This window comes from Plantactinospora sp. KLBMP9567 (assembly GCF_033446045.1).
Lineage (GTDB): Bacteria > Actinomycetota > Actinomycetes > Mycobacteriales > Micromonosporaceae > Plantactinospora.
Map to the genome: position 1 here is coordinate 172,670 of NZ_JAWQRR010000004.1, position 15,417 is coordinate 188,086.

The window sequence follows — 15,417 nt, forward strand, 5'->3', positions numbered from 1 at the left end:
GGGCCGACCGGCCCCGAACGGAGTTCACCGCTGGAGGAACGATGCGAACATCGGCACGTCTGCTTCCGGGCTTCGGCGGCCATCTCGGCCGCGGCCTGGTCGCCGGAATACTGAGCGTCGCCCTGCTGACCGGCTGCGGCACGGCGGACACCGCCGGCACCCCGAACACCGGGGCGGGCGGGACCACCAAGGTCCGCCTGCAGTTGCAGTGGTTCGTCCAGGCCCAGTTCGCCGGCTTCATCGCCGCCGCCGACCAGGGCTTCTACGCCGAGCAGGGCCTGGACGTGCAGATCCTGGAGGGCGGCGTCGATATCGTGCCGCAGACCGTGCTGGCACAGGGGCAGGCCGACTTCGCGGTGGCCTGGGTGCCGAAGGCCCTGGCCTCCCGGGAGCAGGGCGCCGGGATCACCCAGATCGCGCAGATCTTCCAGCGGTCCGGGACCTACCAGGTCAGCTTCGCCGACAAGAAGATCACCTCGCCCGCCGACCTGCGGGGGAAGAAGGTCGGCAACTGGGGGTTCGGCAACGAGTTCGAACTCTTCGCCGCGATGACCAGGGCCGGGCTCGACCCGGGCCGGGACGTCACGCTGGTGCAGCAGCAGTTCGACATGCAGGCGCTGCTGCGCGGCGACATCGACGCCGCCCAGGCGATGAGCTACAACGAGTACGCCCAACTGCTGGAGGCGAAGGACCCGAAGACCGGCCAGCTCTACCAGCCGGAGGCGTTCACCGTGCTCGACTGGAACACGGTCGGCACGGCGATGCTCCAGGACGCGGTCTGGGCCAGCAGCGAGCGGCTGGCGGACGACAAGCGCTATCAGGAGACCGCGACGAAGTTCCTGGCCGGCACCCTGAAGGGGTGGATCTACTGCCGGGACAATGTGACCCAGTGTCGTGACCTGGTGGTGAAGCGGGGGTCCAAGCTCGGCGCCAGTCACCAACTGTGGCAGGCGAACGAGGTCAACAAGCTGGTCTGGCCGTCGCCGGGCGGCATCGGAGTGGTCGACGAGGCGGCCTGGAACGCCACCGTCGACCTGGCGCTGACCACCCGCAACCAGGACGGCAAGACGGTGCTGACCAAGCGGCCGGAGCCGACCGCGTACACCAACGACCACGTCCGGGCGGCGCTGGACCAGGTCCGGGCGGCCGGCCTCGACGTGACCGGCACCGGGTACAAGCCGGTCACGGTCACCCTGAACGAGGGCGGCGCCTGAGCGGACTCCTCGGCCCTCGGGTGGCTTCCCCGGTCGGTGGTTCACCGGGAGGGGCCACTCCGGGTGCCGATCGGGGCTTGTGGAAAAACCTACTAAGCAGATAGGTTTTATGGGCTACCCTCGCCGGTAGTCGGACGCCTGCCCTGAGGACCGAAAATGATCTCCATTTCTTCGAAGCCGTTGACCGGGCCGGACCCGCTGGCCGTCGCCCGCCGGTACGCGGCGGACGCGGCCAGCCCGGCCGGCTGGCCGGTGCCGCTGCGCTTCGATCCGGTCGAGCGCTGGTACCACCGACTGGCCAGCGCCACCGACCACGAGGTGTGGCTGCTCACCTGGCTGCCCGGCCAGCACACGGACCTGCACGATCACGGCGGGTCCGCCGGTGCCTTCCTGGTCGCCGCCGGAACGCTGGTCGAGGAGACCGTGGCGCGCGGCCGGCTCCACCCCCGCCAGCGGGGGCTCGGGTTACCCGCCTTCGGGCCGACCGACCTCTACGCCCAACCCGCGACCGACGCCTACGCCCAATCCGATTTCGTCCCGCCGGTCATCCCCCGGGCGGGCGCTCACCTGACCCCGCGCGCCACCGCACGCGGGTGGACCGGACCAACGTCCCACGAAGGAGTTCCCATGTCGGTCGTCGCCATCCACCCGCGTACGCCGTCGCCGGCCGGACCGCGCCGGGCCACCTCGGCCCGTCGCCGGTCGCCGGCCGCCGAGACCGCACCGGTCATCCGGGTCACCGTCGACCTTCCGCTGGTCGGCGGGCGGGTCACCCCGGAGCTGGCCCTGCTGCTGGGACTGGTCCGGGAACTGCGCGACCAGGGCGCCGACGTGGCGACCGAGACCCCCCTGCCGGGCCATGCCGCCACCGACCCGGGCTCGGTGCTGCCCGACCTGCCGGATCCGCTGCTGGCCGACGGTGCCACCTCGGTGCTGCCCGACGTCGCCGGGTCGGCGACCGGTCCGGGTGGCGCCGGTGCGGGGGCGCTGCGGGTGCTCACCGGCCCCCGGGTGGTACTCCAGGGCGGGCGACCCGTCCCGTTCGCCCGGCTGGAGTTCGACCTGCTGGTCTTCCTCGCCCGCAACCCCCGCCGGGTGTTCACCCGGTTGCAGTTGCTCAGCAATGTCTGGGGGTACGAGCACGCGGTCGCCCGCACCGTCGACGTGCACGTACGCCGGCTGCGGGCCAAGGTGGCCCGGTCGGTTCCGCTGGTCACCACCGTGCACGGGGTCGGCTACCGGCTCGCCGACGACGCCCCGGTACGGATCGACGACGGCGCCTGACCGACGGGGTGCGGGGCCAGGGGTCGGTGGAGTCCGGAAGCGCCGGCTCCGGTCCGGCAGTCCGGCGGTCAGGCCGGGTCCGGTCCGGCGGTCGGGGCGGCTGCGCTCAGCCGAGCAGGGCGGCGATGGCGGCGAGCGAGACGGCGGCGGCGATGGTGGAGAGCACCACGACGTCCCGGGCGTGCGACTGGGCCTGCCGGTAGTGGGTGGCGAAGACGAAGACGTTCTGCGCGGTCGGCAGGGCCGAGGTGACCACGGCGGCCAGCAGGGCCGGCCCGGTCAGGCCCAGCGCGTACCGCGCGATCAGGTACGCCACCACGGGTTGTACGACGATCTTGAGGGTCACCGCGACGTACCGCTGCGCGGCGCCGGGGCCGACCGCCAGCGGGCGACTGCCGGGCAGCGACATGCCGAGCGCGATCAGGGCCAGCGGGACGGCGGCCGAACCGACCAGGTCGAACGGGCGCAGCAGCTCGGCCGGTGGCTGCCAGCCGGAGACCGAGACCAGCAACCCGCCGGCCGAACCCAGCATGATCGGGTTACGGGCCGGCAGTAGCGCCAGCCGGCGTACCGACAGGCCCCGGTCGGTGGTGGTGGCGTCCAGTACCCCGAGTGCCAGGGGCGCCGCCACCAGCACCTGGAAGATCAGGACCGGGGCGACGAAGGAGACGTCGCCCAGCACGTACGCGGCGACCGGCAGCCCGAGGTTGGCCGCGTTGACGTACGACGCGGACATCGCCCCGACGGTCGACTCGCCCGCCGGGCGGCGCCAGCCGAAGCGCGCGACGAGCAGGTAGGCCGCTGCCACGATCAGGGTGCTCAGCACGAAGGCGGCCAGTGCCGGGGTGAACAGATTGGCCACTGTGGAGCGGGCCAGGGTGCCGAAGAGCAGTGCGGGGGTGGCGATCAGGAAGACCAGCCGGGCGATCACCACGGTGCCGTGCGGGCCGAGCAGGTCGTACCGGCCGACGAGGTAGCCGACCAGGGTGACCGACCAGATCACCGCGAACCCCGTCACCACACCCCGCATGTTGACCATCCTGCCGGGCGTGCGGGGCGTGACATGATCTGGTACTAAGAGCGAGCAAGTGATTCCGGTGAGTTTGTCGATTGTCACATTCATGCATCGTCGTGTCCCCTTGACCCTTGCCTCGGTGGCCGGAAGCATCGAGGCAGCGGCGGTTCGGGCCGTGGGGGAACACCCGTTGCAGCCAAGGAGGACCATGTCGGTCAGCCCCGCCTCGTCGCGTACCGGGTGGCACAGCGCCCAGCCGGTCGGCCCCGGTCGACCGCCCGGAGCGTCCCGCCGGCCCGCCGGGTCGACCGCGCCGACGCCGACGCTGACGGTGACGCTATCCATCCCGCTGATCGGCAACGAGGAGGTTCTGACGGCACCGGCCCGCCGACTACTCGAGGCCGCCCGTGAGCTGGTGGAACGGGGTGAGGCGACGATCACCGGTGGGTCCGCCGGCCAGCCGGAGCGCCGCGCCGACGCCGCCGTGCCGCGCACCCCGGCCCGGCCGGTCACCGCTACCGCCATCGGCTCGTCCGAGCTGCACATCCTCGCGGCGTCCCGGTCCGTGCTGCTCGGCGGCGAGCCGCTGCCGCTCACCCGGCTGGAGTTCGACCTGCTGATGCACCTGGTCGCGCACCCCCGGCGGGTCTTCACCCGACTCCAGCTCCTGACCGCGGTCTGGGGCTATGAGCACACCGGGGTACGCACCGTCGACGTGCACATCCGGCGACTGCGCGGCAAGGTCGGCGACGTACCGTTGATCACCACCGTCTACGGGGTCGGCTACCGGCTGGCCGACGACGCCGTGGTCACCATCGACCGCAACGCCTGACCCGGCGACCGTCACACCTGGCCCACCCCCGGGCGAGTCGTCATTCCCACGGAGCGGGCCCGGCGTCGCGGGCCAACAGGGCGGCCTGCACCCGGTTCGTGCAGTCCAGTTTCGCCAGGATCCGGCTCACGTAGGTCTTGATGGTCATCTCGCTCATCCGCAGCCGCCGGCCCACCTCCGCGTTGGACAGACCCTCGGCGACCAGGCGCAGGATCTCCGACTCGCGTGCGGTCAGCGCCGCCAGCCGGTCCCGCGCCTGCCGCCGGCGTCCCGCCGGTTCCGGCGCGACCATGCCGAGCAGCAGCCGGGTCACCGCCGGGGAGAGGTAGGCGTCTCCGTCGTTCGCGGCCCGTACCGCACGGATCAGCTCCTCGGGCGTGCAGTTCTTCAGCACGAACCCGGCCACCCGGGCCTGTACCGCCCGCAGCACGTTCGGCTTCGCCCCGAAGGAGGTCAGCACCACCACCCGGAGTCCGGGCAGCCGCCGGCCGAGTTCGTCGACCGCGTCCAGTCCGTCCAGCACCGGCATCCGGATGTCCAGCAGCGCCACGTCGGCCCGGTGCCGCAGCGCCGCGTCGACCGCCGCCCTGCCGTCCGCCGCCTCGGCGACCACCTCGATGTCGCCGGCCGACTCCAGCACCGTGCGGATGCCCGCCCTGATCAGTGGCTCGTCGTCGGCGAGCAGCACCCTGATCACGTCACCGCACTCCCAGCAGCATGCTCGCCGGCATCGCCACGAACATCACGGCCGCGGTGGTGAGCCCCAGGGCCAGGGTACGGATCCCGGCGGGCGCGGCCGGCTCCGCGCTCTCCCCGCCCGACTCCGTGGCCGGCAGCATCGCGAGGAGTCGCCAGCTCCGCCCGCCGCCGTCCGGGAGGGCGGGATCGCCGGGCTCGACGATCCGGTACGCCACGAGTCCGCCCGCCTGGTCGGCCCGCTCCCGCAACCCGGCCAGCCCGTGCCCGACGGCCCCCGGCCGGATGCCCTCGGCGTCGCCGCTGCCGGTGCCGGCACCGACGGCCTCGCGGATGCCGCCCCGCTCGACGGCCTCGCGGATGCCGCCCCGCTCGACGGCCTTGCGGATGCCGGCGGCCTTGCGGATGCCGGCGGCCTTGCGGATGCCGGCGGCCTCGACGGTGCCGGCGGTGGGTCCGGGGTCGGCCGTCGTCCTCAGGTCGTTGGGCAGCGGGTTGTCCAGGGTGAGCAGCAGCGCGTCCGGCTCCCACTGGAGCCGTACCGTGACCGGCTGGCCGGGGGCGTGCTTGAGCGCGTTGGTCAGCCCCTCCTCGACCACCCGGTACGCCGCCTGACCGACCGCGCTCCGCAGCGGGCGCGGAGTTCCCTCCTCGCGCAGGGTCACCGGCGTCCCGGCCGCGCGGAACTCCGCCACCAGCGGGCCGATCCGCTCCGAGCCCGGCGACCGCTGATCGGTGCCGTGCCCGCCGCGTAGCGCACCGACCAGCTCGTAGAGCTCGTCCAGGGCGCCGCGCGCGGCCCCGGCGAGCTGCCGCACCGCCTGCCGCTGCACCGGCGGCAGCTCCGCCACCTCCAGCGCGGCGGCCTGCACCGAGACCAGGCTGAGCCGGTGACCAAGCGAGTCGTGCATGTCCCGGGCGATCCGCAGCCGCTCCCGGAGCTGCTCCTGCTCGGCGAGCAGCTCCCGTTCCCGGCGGAGCTGCCGGTTGTGCCGGTCGAGGGTGGAGACGAGCCGCTCGTGCTGGGCCAGGTACCGGCCGACCAGCACCGGCAGCGCGGCGAAGACCAGGTACGTGGAGACCAGGTTCGGGATCGTCCGGGGATCCGCCGGTGCGCTCACCAGGTGTACGGCGAGCGCGCCGGTCAGCGCCCCGCCCAGCATGACGGCCCGGGTACGGTCCAGCGACTCCCGCCCCGCCTGGTAGGCGGCCCAGAGCAGCAGCACGTACCCGCCGTCGGAGAGCGCGACGAGCAGCAGCGCGCCCATCAGCGCGCCGACCGGGGCCCGGTGGCGTACCGCGATGACCAGCGCCACCAGCCCCGCGTGCCCGGCGACGCCCCACGGTGACGCCCCGTCCCCGGCTCCGGCCAGCAACAACGCGGTCTCCGCCAGCAGTACGACCACGGGCAGCAGGTGTCGACGCATGTCAGCAGGTTACGTCCGTCGGTCACCCGCCGGCACCGGCCGCCGACTCCGCACCCGACCGGCGTGGCCCGTCGACATTGGTGGCCGGAGTCGACGACTTTCGAGGACTGTTCCGGCGGCCGGAGCTGCCTAGCGTGGCGGGCGTGATCGACGTGTGCAATCTCAGCAAGCGCTACGGCAGAACCGTCGCGGTCGACGGGATCTCCTTCGCCGTCCGGCCCGGGCAGGTGACCGGCTTCCTCGGACCGAACGGCGCCGGCAAGTCGACGACGATGCGGATGATGCTCGGCCTCGACCGCCCGAGTGCCGGCCAGGTGCTGATCGACGGCCGGAGCTACCGGGAGCAGACCGCACCGCTGCGCTCGGTCGGCGCGTTGTTGGAGGCCCGGTCGGCGCATCCGGGACGGCGCGCGTACCACCATCTGCTCTGGTTGGCGCAGAGCAACCGGATCCCGCGCTCCCGGGTCACCGAGGTGCTGGCGCTGGTCGGTCTGCAGAGCGTGGCGAAACGGCGGGTCGGCGGCTTCTCGCTCGGCATGGTGCAGCGGCTCGGCATCGCCGCCGCGCTGCTCGGCGACCCGCCGGTGCTGCTCTTCGACGAGCCGGTCAACGGGCTCGACCCGGAGGGCATCCGGTGGATCCGGGAGTTGATGCGCGGGCTCGCCGCCGAGGGGCGGACGGTCTTCGTCTCCAGCCACCTGATGAGCGAGATGGCGCTGACCGCGGACCACCTGGTGGTGATCGGGCAGGGCCGCCTGCTCGCCGACACCGGGATGCGCGAGTTCGTCGAGGCGAACTCCGGCACGGCGGTACGGATCCGGACTCCGGAGCCGGAGCGGCTGCGGGGCGTACTGGCGGCCGCCGGCATCCGGGTCGAGGCGGAGCCGGACGGGACGCTGCTGGCGTACGACAGCGAGGCCGCCCGGATCGGGGAGCTGGTCGCGGCCAACCGGCTGACCGTGCACGAGGTCGGCGTGCAGCGGGCGTCCCTGGAGGAGGCGTTCATGCGGCTCACCGCGACGGCGGTGCACTACCGGGCCGGCGACGACCCGCCGGCGTGCGTCGACGGCGGCGCGGCCGGAGATCGGAGGGCGGACGGCAGCTCGGGCGTGCACGGGAGTTCAGGCGTGCACGGCGGTCAGCGGGTGCGGGGCGGTCAGCGGGCGGACGGGGGAGAGCGGTGAGTGCGGTGACGGAAACCAGCGCGACGACCGGCGGGCCGGTGCGGGACCGGGCCGCCCAGCCCGGGCTCGGTGCGGTGCTGCGGGCCGAGCTGACGAAGATCCGGACCGTCCGGTCGACGGTCTGGACCCTGCTGCCGACCTTCGTCGTCGGCGTCGGCATCAGCCTGCTGGCCGGGCTCAGCTTCGGTGCGCAGTCCCCCGAGCAGCGGGCCGGCTTCTTCGACCCGCTCTTCCCCGCCTTCTACGGCCTCACGCTCGGCCAACTCGCCCTGGTGGTGTTCGGGGTGCTGGTGATGGCGAGCGAATACAGCTCCGGCACGATCCGGGCCAGCCTGGTCGCGGTACCGCGCCGGGGCCGCTGCTACGCCGGCAAGGTGCTCGCCACCGCACTACTGGCCGGCGCGGTCGCGGTGCCCACCGTGCTGGTCGGCTTCTTCGCGGCCCAGGCCGCGCTCGGCCGGTACGGCGTCGGGCTCGGCGCCGACGGCGCGCTGCCCGCCGTGATCGGTGGCTGCCTGCACCTCGTGCTGCTCTGCCTCTTCGCGCTCGGGGTGGCGGCGATGCTGCGCAGCCCGGTACGCGCGCTGGCGGTGCTGCTGCCGGTCTTCTTCCTCGGCTCGCAGGGCCTCGGCAACATCCCCGGACTGCGTACCGTCACCCAGTACCTGCCGGACCAGACCAGTTGGGTGATCCTGCACCTCGCCGGGCCGCAGGACGAGGGCCGGTGGGTCCGGGACTACGGACCGTGGACCGGGATCGGCATCCTCGTGCTCTGGACCGCCGCCTCGCTGCTCGGCGGCTACCTCGTGCTGCGCCGTCGCGACACCTGACCGGGCGCCGCCCGACCGCCGGCGGATGCCGCGACCACGGTCCCCGGGCGGTCCCGCCGCCCGACCGCCGGCGGATCCGCCGCGACCACGGCCCCGGGCGGTCGGCGCCGACCCGGGCCGGGGCAGGATGGTCGGATGAGGGTCCGCCCGATCAGCCCGGAACTGCTGGTGCAGGAGTTGGCCGACCGGCTGGCCGGCGAGCGCGCCGGCGGCCGGCTGCGGGTGGCGGTCGACGGGCCGCCGGCCGCCGAGCCGGGCCGGCTCGGCGACGCGCTGGTCGACCCGCTGCGGGTCCGGAGCCGCCCGGCGGTACGCGTCGACGCGGCGGACTTCCTCCGGCCGGCGTCGCTCCGCTACGAGCAGGGCCGCACCAACCCGGACGCGTACTACCTCGGCTGGCTCGACGAGGCCGGGCTGCGCCGGGAGGTGCTCGACCCCGCCGGCCCGGCCGGTTCGGGGCGGATCCTGCCGACGCTGTGGAACGCCGAGACCGACCGGGCCACCCGGGCGGACTACGTCACGCTGCCGCCCGGCGGCGTGGTACTGGTGAGCGGGCCGCTGCTGCTCGGCGGCGGCCTCCCGTTCGACCTGGCAGTCCACCTGGTGCTCTCGCCCGGTGCGCTGGCCCGGCGTACGCCGCCGGCGCAGCGCTGGACCCTGCCGGCGTTCGCCCGGTACGCCGAGGAGGTCGGGCCGGCGTCCTTCGCCGACGTGGTGGTCCGGCTGGACGATCCCCGGCATCCGGCGCTGGTCGAGTCGCAGAGCGTCCGCTGACCGCTCGGCACGGCCTGCCAGGGCCGACGGCGGGGCGGGAAATCGGCGGTTTGCCGGCGACGGCGGCGGGGTAATCGCGCTGCTCATGACGGAGCGACCCGGACAGTACCGTCCAGGACCGCAGATCCGTACCTTCGACGGAAAGGCAGGCAGCGCATGCTCGTCAACGAGGCAATCGGTACTCGCCGCTCGGCGGCCGACAGCGACCAGATCCGCCGTGCCCTGCAGGTCCGCTACGACGAGCTGACCGTCGAATACGACGAGGCGTTGGCGCAGAGCCAGGTGCTGCGACTGGTGGAGGTCGGCGACACGGCCGGCGACGACCAGGCGGACAGCGGTACGAAAACGGCCGAGCGGGACACCGCACAGTCGCTGCTGCGGACCATCCTCGACCGTCGGGCCCAGTTCGAGCACGCGCTCAGCCGGCTGGCCGAGGGGACGTACGGCTGGTGCGAGGGCTGCGGCGACTCGATCCCGGTGGAGCGGCTGGAGATCTTCCCCTCCGCGACCACCTGCGTCACCTGTAAGCAGTCCCGGGAACGCAGGGCGGCCTGAGCGGACCCGACCGACGACGGGGGTGGGCCGCGCCCGGCTCGTCCGCCCCGACCGCGCCCGGCTTGCCCGTCCCGGCCGGGGCGGGTGAACTGGAGTCATGGGTGAGATCAGGGTCGGCACGGCCTCCTGGACGGACCGGACGCTGCTGGAATCCGGCTGGTATCCGGCGGGCGCGGACACTCCGGAACGGCGGTTGGGCTACTACGCCGAACGGTTTCCGCTGGTCGAGGTCGACGCCACCTACTATTCGCCGCCGGCCGAGCGCACCGCCGAGCTGTGGGTGGAGCGCACCCCGGCCGGGTTCACCTTCAACGTGAAGGCGTTCAGCCTGCTCACCGGGCACCCGACCCGGGTCTCCGCGCTCTACAAGGACCTGCGGCCGGAGACGGAGAAGAAGAACGTCTACCCCGGCGACCTGCCGGCGCAGGCGTACGAGGAGGTGTGGACGCGTTTCCTCTCCGCGCTGGAGCCGCTGGCCGAGGCGGGCAAACTCGGCGCGCTGCTGTTCCAGTTCCCGCCGTGGTTCACCATCCGCCGGGACAACAAACAGTACCTGCTGGAGGTGCGGCGACGCTGCGGCCCGCTGCGGCCGGTCTTCGAGTTCCGGCACGCCTCCTGGTTCGCCGACGGCAACCGGGAGGAGACGCTGGAGTTCCTCCGCAAGCACGAGCTGGCGTACGTCTCGGTCGACATGCCGCAGGGCCACCGTTCGTCGGTGCCGCCGGTGCTGGCCGCGACCGCCGATCTGGCGGTGGTCCGGTTCCACGGGCACAGCGACAAGTGGACCAGCAAGGACATCTATCAGAAGTTCGGCTACCACTACTCCGAGCGGGAGCTGGCGGACTGGGCGCCGAAGTTGCGCGAACTGGCCGGCGACACCGCGCAGACGCACGTCTTGTTCAACAACTGCTACCGCGATTACGCCCAGACGAACGCCGAGAAGCTCCGCGACCTCCTGTCGGCGTAGCCGGCCGGAATCACCCGCCCCGGGTGAGCGGGGCTCACCCGCCCTCCGGGGAGCATGGCAAGGGTGGCCAGTAGCCGAGACGGGACGGGGGATCAGTCGTGACGAACAATTCGTACTCGGCCTTCGAGACATCGATAGACAAGACCAACCTCATCCTCAAGGACATCGAGCAGGCGTACGGGTGGCCGAAGGAACGCCGCAACCAGTCGTACGCGGCGCTGCGGACCGTACTGCACCTGCTGCGGGACCGGTTGCCGGTGCAGGAGAGCGCGCACTTCGCGGCCCAGTTGCCGTTGCTGGTGCGCGGGCTCTACTTCGACGGCTGGGACCCGAGCGTCGTCCCGATCAAGCTGAATCGGGAGGAGTTCCTCTACGAGGTACGCGCCGGCTTCCCGTTCGACGTCGAGGGCGGACCGGCGACTGTGGTCAACACGGTACTGAACGCGCTGCGGCGGCACGTCACCGACGGCGAGTGGGACGACGTCAAGTCGAGCATGCCGAAGGACCTCGTCAAGATCATGCCGTAGCCCGGCATTCCCGCCTGCCGTGGTGCCGGGCGGGCGGCCGCCGGTCGGTCGGGACGCTCACGGCGTCCGGCTGACCGGTACGCCCCGGCGCCGGGCGAGCGCGGCCAGCACACCGGCGTCGACGATCGCGGCCCCACCCGGGTCGTTGTTGAAGAAGACGAAGACCGGCTCGTCGCCGGGGAAGGCCGCGGCGATCCGGTCCAGCCAGGAGCGCAGCGCGGCCCGGCCGTACCGGGGACGCGGCTCGGCTCGGCCCTCGTGCAACCGCAGGTAACCGAAGTCGGCGGTACGCCACAGCGGCGTGACCGGCCGGCCGCCCCGGTCCGCCCAGCAGAGCGCGGCGCCGTACCGCTCCAGCACCCGCCGGGTCTGGTCGGTCCACCAGGACGGATGCCTGGGCTCCACGGTGACCTGTACGCCGGACGGAAACCGGGACAGCACCTCGGCCAGCGCGGAGAGGTCGGCGGGAAGGTTCGGCGGCAGTTGCAGCAGCACCGGACCGAGCCGGTCACCGAGCGCGGTGGCCCGGTCGAGGAACCGGGTGACGGGTTCGGCCGGCTCCCGCAGCCGCTTGATGTGCGTCAGGTAGCGGCTCATCTTCACCGCCACACAGAAGTCGTCCGGGGTACGGGCGCGCCAGCCGGCGAAGACGTCCCGTTCGGGCAGCCGGTAGAAGGCGTTGTTCACCTCTACCGTGCCGAACCGTTCCGCGTAGTGCTCGAGCCAGCGTCGCTGCGGCAGGCCGGTCGGATAGAACCGGTCCCGCCAGTCGCGGTACTGCCAGCCGGAGGTGCCGACGAGGATCACCCCGGTCAGTATGCCCGGTCGACCGGCCACCCGTCGGGCGACCGCCGGCCGACCGGGTGGGCCCGGCGCCCCGACCGCCGACCATCGGGGCGCCGGGCGGCTGGGTACCCGTCGTCCTGGCGCGGGCGGCGGCGTCAGCGAACCCATGTCAACCTGGGCAGCGGCGCGCGGGCGCCCCGCGTTCCCACCTCGGCCACGGACTGCAGGGGGAGGTGGAAGGGGTTCAGCGCAGCGTCACCTCGGCGACGAGCTGCCGGCGGTGGTCCACCCGCCGTTCGGGGCCGGTCAGCCGGACCGGGACGGTGTGCCGGTGCTCGGCGCTGGAGGCGGAGAGCCGCAGTTCCAGGTCGCCGGGCTCGACCACCCGGTGACCGAGTCGGCCGGTGAAGGAGGAGAGGTCGGCGTGCACCCGGAAATCCACCTGCCGGGTCTGGCCCGGATCCAGCGGCACCCGGGCGTACCCGATCAGCCGGACCACCGGGCGGGTCACCTGGGCCACCGGATCGTGCAGGTAGAGCTGTACCACCTCGGTGCCGTGTCGGTCGCCGTCGTTGCGGACCGAGACCGAGACGGTGACGGCACCGTCGGTCGGTACCTGCACCGGCCGCTCCGCGACCGGCACCGCATCCTCCACCCGCACCTCCGGCCAGCTGAACGTGGTGTACGACAGGCCGTGGCCGAACGGGAAGAGCGGGGTCGGGTCGACGCTGCTGACCTCGGTCTTCTGGCCCAACACCGGGTTGAGGTAGCTGTTCGGCTGGCCGCCCGGGTTGCGCGGCATACCGACCGGCAGCCGGCCGGACGGGCAGACCGCTCCGCTGAGCACCCGCGCCACCGCCGGCCCGCCCTCCTCGCCGGGGAAGAACGCCTGCACCACCGCGGCGAGCCGGTCGACCGAGTCGCCGAGTGCGTACGGGCGGCCGGCGAGCAGCACCAGCACCACCGGGGTTCCGGTGTCCAGCAGTGCCGCCAGCAGCTCCGCCTGGGCGCCGGGCAGCCGCAGGTCGTCGGTGTCGCAGCCCTCGCCGGAGGTGCCTCTGCCGAAGAGTCCGGCCCGGTCGCCGAGTACCGCCACGCAGACGTCGGACTCGGCGGCCACCGCCGCGGCCGCGCTGATCGCCTCGGCGTCGAGGTCGGCCGGGCCGTCGACGGTGCCGCCGGGCGCGTACTTGATCGGAGTCTCGGGCAGCTCGGCCCGGAGCGCGGCGAGCAGAGTCTGGATCTCGACCCCGTCCGACAGCTCCGGATGCTGGCTGCCGACGTGGCTGGGGAAGGTGTAGCAGCCGAGCATCCCGGCGACGTCGTCGGCGAGTGGCCCGACCATGGCGATCCGGCTCTCCGGGCGTAGCGGCAACGCCCCGGAGTTTGCCAGCAGCACCACCGACTCCTCGGCGAGTTCCCGGGCCAGCGCCCGGCTGGCGGGTGGGTCGAGGTCGACGGAGCCCTCGACGATGCCCGGCGCGTCGCCGTTGCTCCGTTCGGCGATTGCGGCGAGTGCCGGCGGCACCGTCGACCACTCGGGGTCGAGCAGGCCGAGTTCGCACTTCTGCCGCAGGACCCGGGTCACCGCCCTGTCGACCAGGGCCTCCGGTACGGTGCCGGCCCGGACCGCGTCGACCAGCGGGCTGCCGTAGCAGTGTGCCGACGGCAACTCGACGTCTACCCCGGCGGCCAGCGCCAGCGCCGCCGCCTCGCCCAGGTCGGCCGCGACGCTGTGCAGCCGTTGCAGGAAGCTGATCCCGAAGTAGTCGGAAACGACGGTGCCGGTGAAGTCCCAGTCGTCCCGGAGCAGCCGGGTGAGCAGTTCCGGGTCGGCGGCCGGCGGTACGCCGTCGATCTCGTTGTAGGCGTGCATCACCGATCTGGCGCCGCCGTCCCGCAGGGCCATCTCGAAGGGCGGGAGGAGCACGTCGGCCAGTTCCCGCGGGCCGGCGCCGACCGGCCCGTGGTTGCGGCCCGCCCGGGAGGCCGAGTATCCGACGAGGTGCTTCAGAGTGGCGACCACGCCGGCGGACTCCAGGCCCCGGACGTACGCGGTGCCGATGGTGGCGACCAGGTAGGGGTCCTCGCCGATCGACTCCTCGCAGCGCCCCCAGCGCAGGTCGCGGATCACGTCGAGCACCGGGGCCAACCCCTGGTGCACGCCGAGCATCCGCATCGCCGAGCCGATCTGCCCGGCCATCCGCTCGACCAGCTCCGGGTCGAAGGTCGCGCCCCAGGCCAGCGGGGTGGGATAAACGGTCGCCTTCCAGGTCATGATGCCGGTCAGGCACTCCTCGTGCGCGATCGCCGGGATGCCGAACCGGTTGGCGGCGACGATCTCCTCCTGCATCCGGGCCAGTGCCCGGGCGCCGAGGGCGGGGTCGACGGGTGCGGTGCCGAACGCTCGGGTGACCTGGCCCAGGCCGGCGCTGATCAGCCCTCGCCAGTCGGGGGCCTCGCTGGCCATCTCGTGCTGGTGCGGCGCCAGGTCCTCACCGGTGGCGTCGCCACCCACCCAGATGCCGTAGAGCTGCGCTGTCTTCTCCTCCAGCGAGAGTCGGGCGACCAGGTCGTCGACCCGCTGTGCGACGGGCAGCCGCGGATCCTGCCAGCGGGGCAGGGCGTCGGGAGCGGGGCTGTCGCTGGGTGCTGCGTCCGCCGCGACGGTAGCGGTGAGCTGTCCGTCGTGCGGATGCCCATCGTGCACCCCCGTGACCTCAAGCCGCTCGACGTCGGTGGTTGTCCGACCGGTGTCGGCGGCGTTGCGGTTGCTGCTCACGGGCAGCCTCCTGTCGCTTGTTGCTGGCCTCTTCCAGAGCCGCCCGCACGTCGAAGTGAGGTTGGACGCGGGCGCGCACACGTACTTCCGACATGTTTCCGGAAAGTCGTGCCCGCGTCGAGAGGCTACTTAGGCCGAAAGTAGCTCGAAGGTTTCCGGCTGGCGCAATCCTTGACCGTTCGTTCACAGCGTCGTAGCGTGCGCCGCATCACAGCGAATTATCGGGCTGGCACCGAAAGTTTGCGGATCGTTCGGCTCTGCCGGCGGGGTGGGACACCCCGCCGACCCGGGCCGAGCGGGCCCGCGCCGACGGATGGCAGGGATGGTGACTCATGCGACGACGTCGGGACCAACAGAACGGTATCCCACTGGCAGGGCGCGTCGAGCGTGATGATCATCTCTGGTCCGGCGGGCGGCGGGCGCCGGGTTTCGTACTCGCGCAGGCGGCCGGGGAGGTGGGCGCCCGGTCCGACCGGACCGTCGCCCGGTGTGGTGTGGTCGCACCCGGGTGAAGGACGGGCGGGGGAACCCGCCGAGGACGCGG

General features: G+C 73.0%; 14 protein-coding genes and 1 pseudogene. 10 read left to right on the plus strand and 5 right to left on the minus strand.

Going from position 1 to position 15,417, the window contains the following annotated elements; translation table 11 throughout:
- Positions 1-41 precede the first annotated feature (41 nt).
- The 3 genes and pseudogenes from R6Y94_RS02615 (at position 42) to R6Y94_RS44980 (ending at position 2,498) form a co-directional block, all read left to right on the plus strand.
- A complete protein-coding gene (locus R6Y94_RS02615; protein ID WP_318394120.1) occupies positions 42-1,214 on the plus strand; it encodes an ABC transporter substrate-binding protein in 1,173 nt (390 codons plus the stop codon).
- Between the two features lie 156 nt (positions 1,215-1,370).
- Positions 1,371-1,634, plus strand: a pseudogene (locus tag R6Y94_RS02620) (cysteine dioxygenase); the annotation flags it as partial.
- A 207-nt stretch (positions 1,635-1,841) separates the two neighbouring features.
- Positions 1,842-2,498, plus strand: coding sequence for a winged helix-turn-helix domain-containing protein (locus R6Y94_RS44980; RefSeq protein ID WP_412102677.1), 657 nt, complete (start codon positions 1,842-1,844; stop codon positions 2,496-2,498).
- Positions 2,499-2,604: 106 nt separating this feature from the next.
- Here R6Y94_RS44980 and R6Y94_RS02630 read toward each other — a convergent pair whose 3' ends face one another.
- Positions 2,605-3,528, minus strand: a complete 924-nt coding sequence (locus R6Y94_RS02630; protein ID WP_318394121.1) for an AEC family transporter — start codon at positions 3,526-3,528, stop codon at positions 2,605-2,607.
- A 193-nt stretch (positions 3,529-3,721) separates the two neighbouring features.
- On the opposite strand from R6Y94_RS02630, the gene R6Y94_RS02635 reads away from it, so the two are divergent.
- Positions 3,722-4,345: a winged helix-turn-helix domain-containing protein gene (locus tag R6Y94_RS02635; protein WP_318394122.1), complete on the plus strand. Its 624-nt coding sequence runs from the start codon at positions 3,722-3,724 to the stop codon at positions 4,343-4,345.
- A 40-nt stretch (positions 4,346-4,385) separates the two neighbouring features.
- Here the strand turns inward: R6Y94_RS02635 and R6Y94_RS02640 are convergent, their stop codons facing one another.
- Positions 4,386-5,042, minus strand: coding sequence for a response regulator transcription factor (locus R6Y94_RS02640; protein ID WP_318394123.1), 657 nt, complete (start codon positions 5,040-5,042; stop codon positions 4,386-4,388).
- 1 nt (position 5,043) lies between these two features.
- On the minus strand, positions 5,044-6,468 hold the full coding sequence (locus R6Y94_RS02645) for a histidine kinase (RefSeq protein WP_318394124.1): 1,425 nt from the start codon (positions 6,466-6,468) through the stop codon (positions 5,044-5,046).
- A gap of 143 nt (positions 6,469-6,611) precedes the next feature.
- On the opposite strand from R6Y94_RS02645, the gene R6Y94_RS02650 reads away from it, so the two are divergent.
- The 6 genes from R6Y94_RS02650 to R6Y94_RS02675 all read left to right on the plus strand — a co-directional run bounded on the left by R6Y94_RS02650 (position 6,612) and on the right by R6Y94_RS02675 (position 11,305).
- Entirely contained in the window at positions 6,612-7,652 is a 1,041-nt protein-coding gene (locus R6Y94_RS02650) for an ABC transporter ATP-binding protein (RefSeq protein ID WP_318394125.1), read from the plus strand.
- A 5-nt stretch (positions 7,653-7,657) separates the two neighbouring features.
- The gene (locus R6Y94_RS02655) at positions 7,658-8,482 is read left to right on the plus strand and encodes an ABC transporter permease subunit (protein ID WP_318394126.1); all 825 of its coding nucleotides are present in this window, start codon (positions 7,658-7,660) and stop codon (positions 8,480-8,482) included.
- A gap of 135 nt (positions 8,483-8,617) precedes the next feature.
- Positions 8,618-9,256, plus strand: a complete 639-nt coding sequence (locus R6Y94_RS02660; RefSeq protein ID WP_318394127.1) for a uridine kinase — start codon at positions 8,618-8,620, stop codon at positions 9,254-9,256.
- A gap of 156 nt (positions 9,257-9,412) precedes the next feature.
- Positions 9,413-9,811, plus strand: coding sequence for a TraR/DksA family transcriptional regulator (locus R6Y94_RS02665; RefSeq protein WP_318394128.1), 399 nt, complete (start codon positions 9,413-9,415; stop codon positions 9,809-9,811).
- Positions 9,812-9,908: 97 nt separating this feature from the next.
- Positions 9,909-10,778, plus strand: a complete 870-nt coding sequence (locus tag R6Y94_RS02670; RefSeq protein WP_318394129.1) for a DUF72 domain-containing protein — start codon at positions 9,909-9,911, stop codon at positions 10,776-10,778.
- A 98-nt stretch (positions 10,779-10,876) separates the two neighbouring features.
- A complete protein-coding gene (locus tag R6Y94_RS02675) occupies positions 10,877-11,305 on the plus strand; it encodes a DUF2267 domain-containing protein (RefSeq protein ID WP_318394130.1) in 429 nt (142 codons plus the stop codon).
- A gap of 57 nt (positions 11,306-11,362) precedes the next feature.
- Here the strand turns inward: R6Y94_RS02675 and R6Y94_RS02680 are convergent, their stop codons facing one another.
- Positions 11,363-12,112 (minus strand): DUF72 domain-containing protein, encoded by a 750-nt coding sequence (locus tag R6Y94_RS02680; RefSeq protein WP_318394131.1) that lies wholly within the window; start codon positions 12,110-12,112, stop codon positions 11,363-11,365.
- Positions 12,113-12,335: 223 nt separating this feature from the next.
- Complete coding sequence (locus R6Y94_RS02685) at positions 12,336-14,873, minus strand: glycoside hydrolase family 3 N-terminal domain-containing protein (protein ID WP_318394132.1); 2,538 nt, start codon at positions 14,871-14,873, stop codon at positions 12,336-12,338.
- Between the last annotated feature and the right edge of the window lie 544 nt (positions 14,874-15,417).

Excerpts from the sequence above, each read along its gene's own strand:
- R6Y94_RS02615 (WP_318394120.1), top strand. The coding sequence starts at position 42 with ATGCGAACATCGGCACGTCTGCTTCCGGGCTTCGGCGGCCATCTCGGC.
- R6Y94_RS02660 (WP_318394127.1), top strand. The coding sequence starts at position 8,618 with ATGAGGGTCCGCCCGATCAGCCCGGAACTGCTGGTGCAGGAGTTGGCC.
- R6Y94_RS02645 (WP_318394124.1), bottom strand. The coding sequence starts at position 6,468 with ATGCGTCGACACCTGCTGCCCGTGGTCGTACTGCTGGCGGAGACCGCG.
- R6Y94_RS02630 (WP_318394121.1), bottom strand. The coding sequence starts at position 3,528 with ATGCGGGGTGTGGTGACGGGGTTCGCGGTGATCTGGTCGGTCACCCTG.
- R6Y94_RS44980 (WP_412102677.1), top strand. The coding sequence starts at position 1,842 with ATGTCGGTCGTCGCCATCCACCCGCGTACGCCGTCGCCGGCCGGACCG.
- R6Y94_RS02670 (WP_318394129.1), top strand. The coding sequence starts at position 9,909 with ATGGGTGAGATCAGGGTCGGCACGGCCTCCTGGACGGACCGGACGCTG.
- R6Y94_RS02635 (WP_318394122.1), top strand. The coding sequence starts at position 3,722 with ATGTCGGTCAGCCCCGCCTCGTCGCGTACCGGGTGGCACAGCGCCCAG.
- R6Y94_RS02665 (WP_318394128.1), top strand. The coding sequence starts at position 9,413 with ATGCTCGTCAACGAGGCAATCGGTACTCGCCGCTCGGCGGCCGACAGC.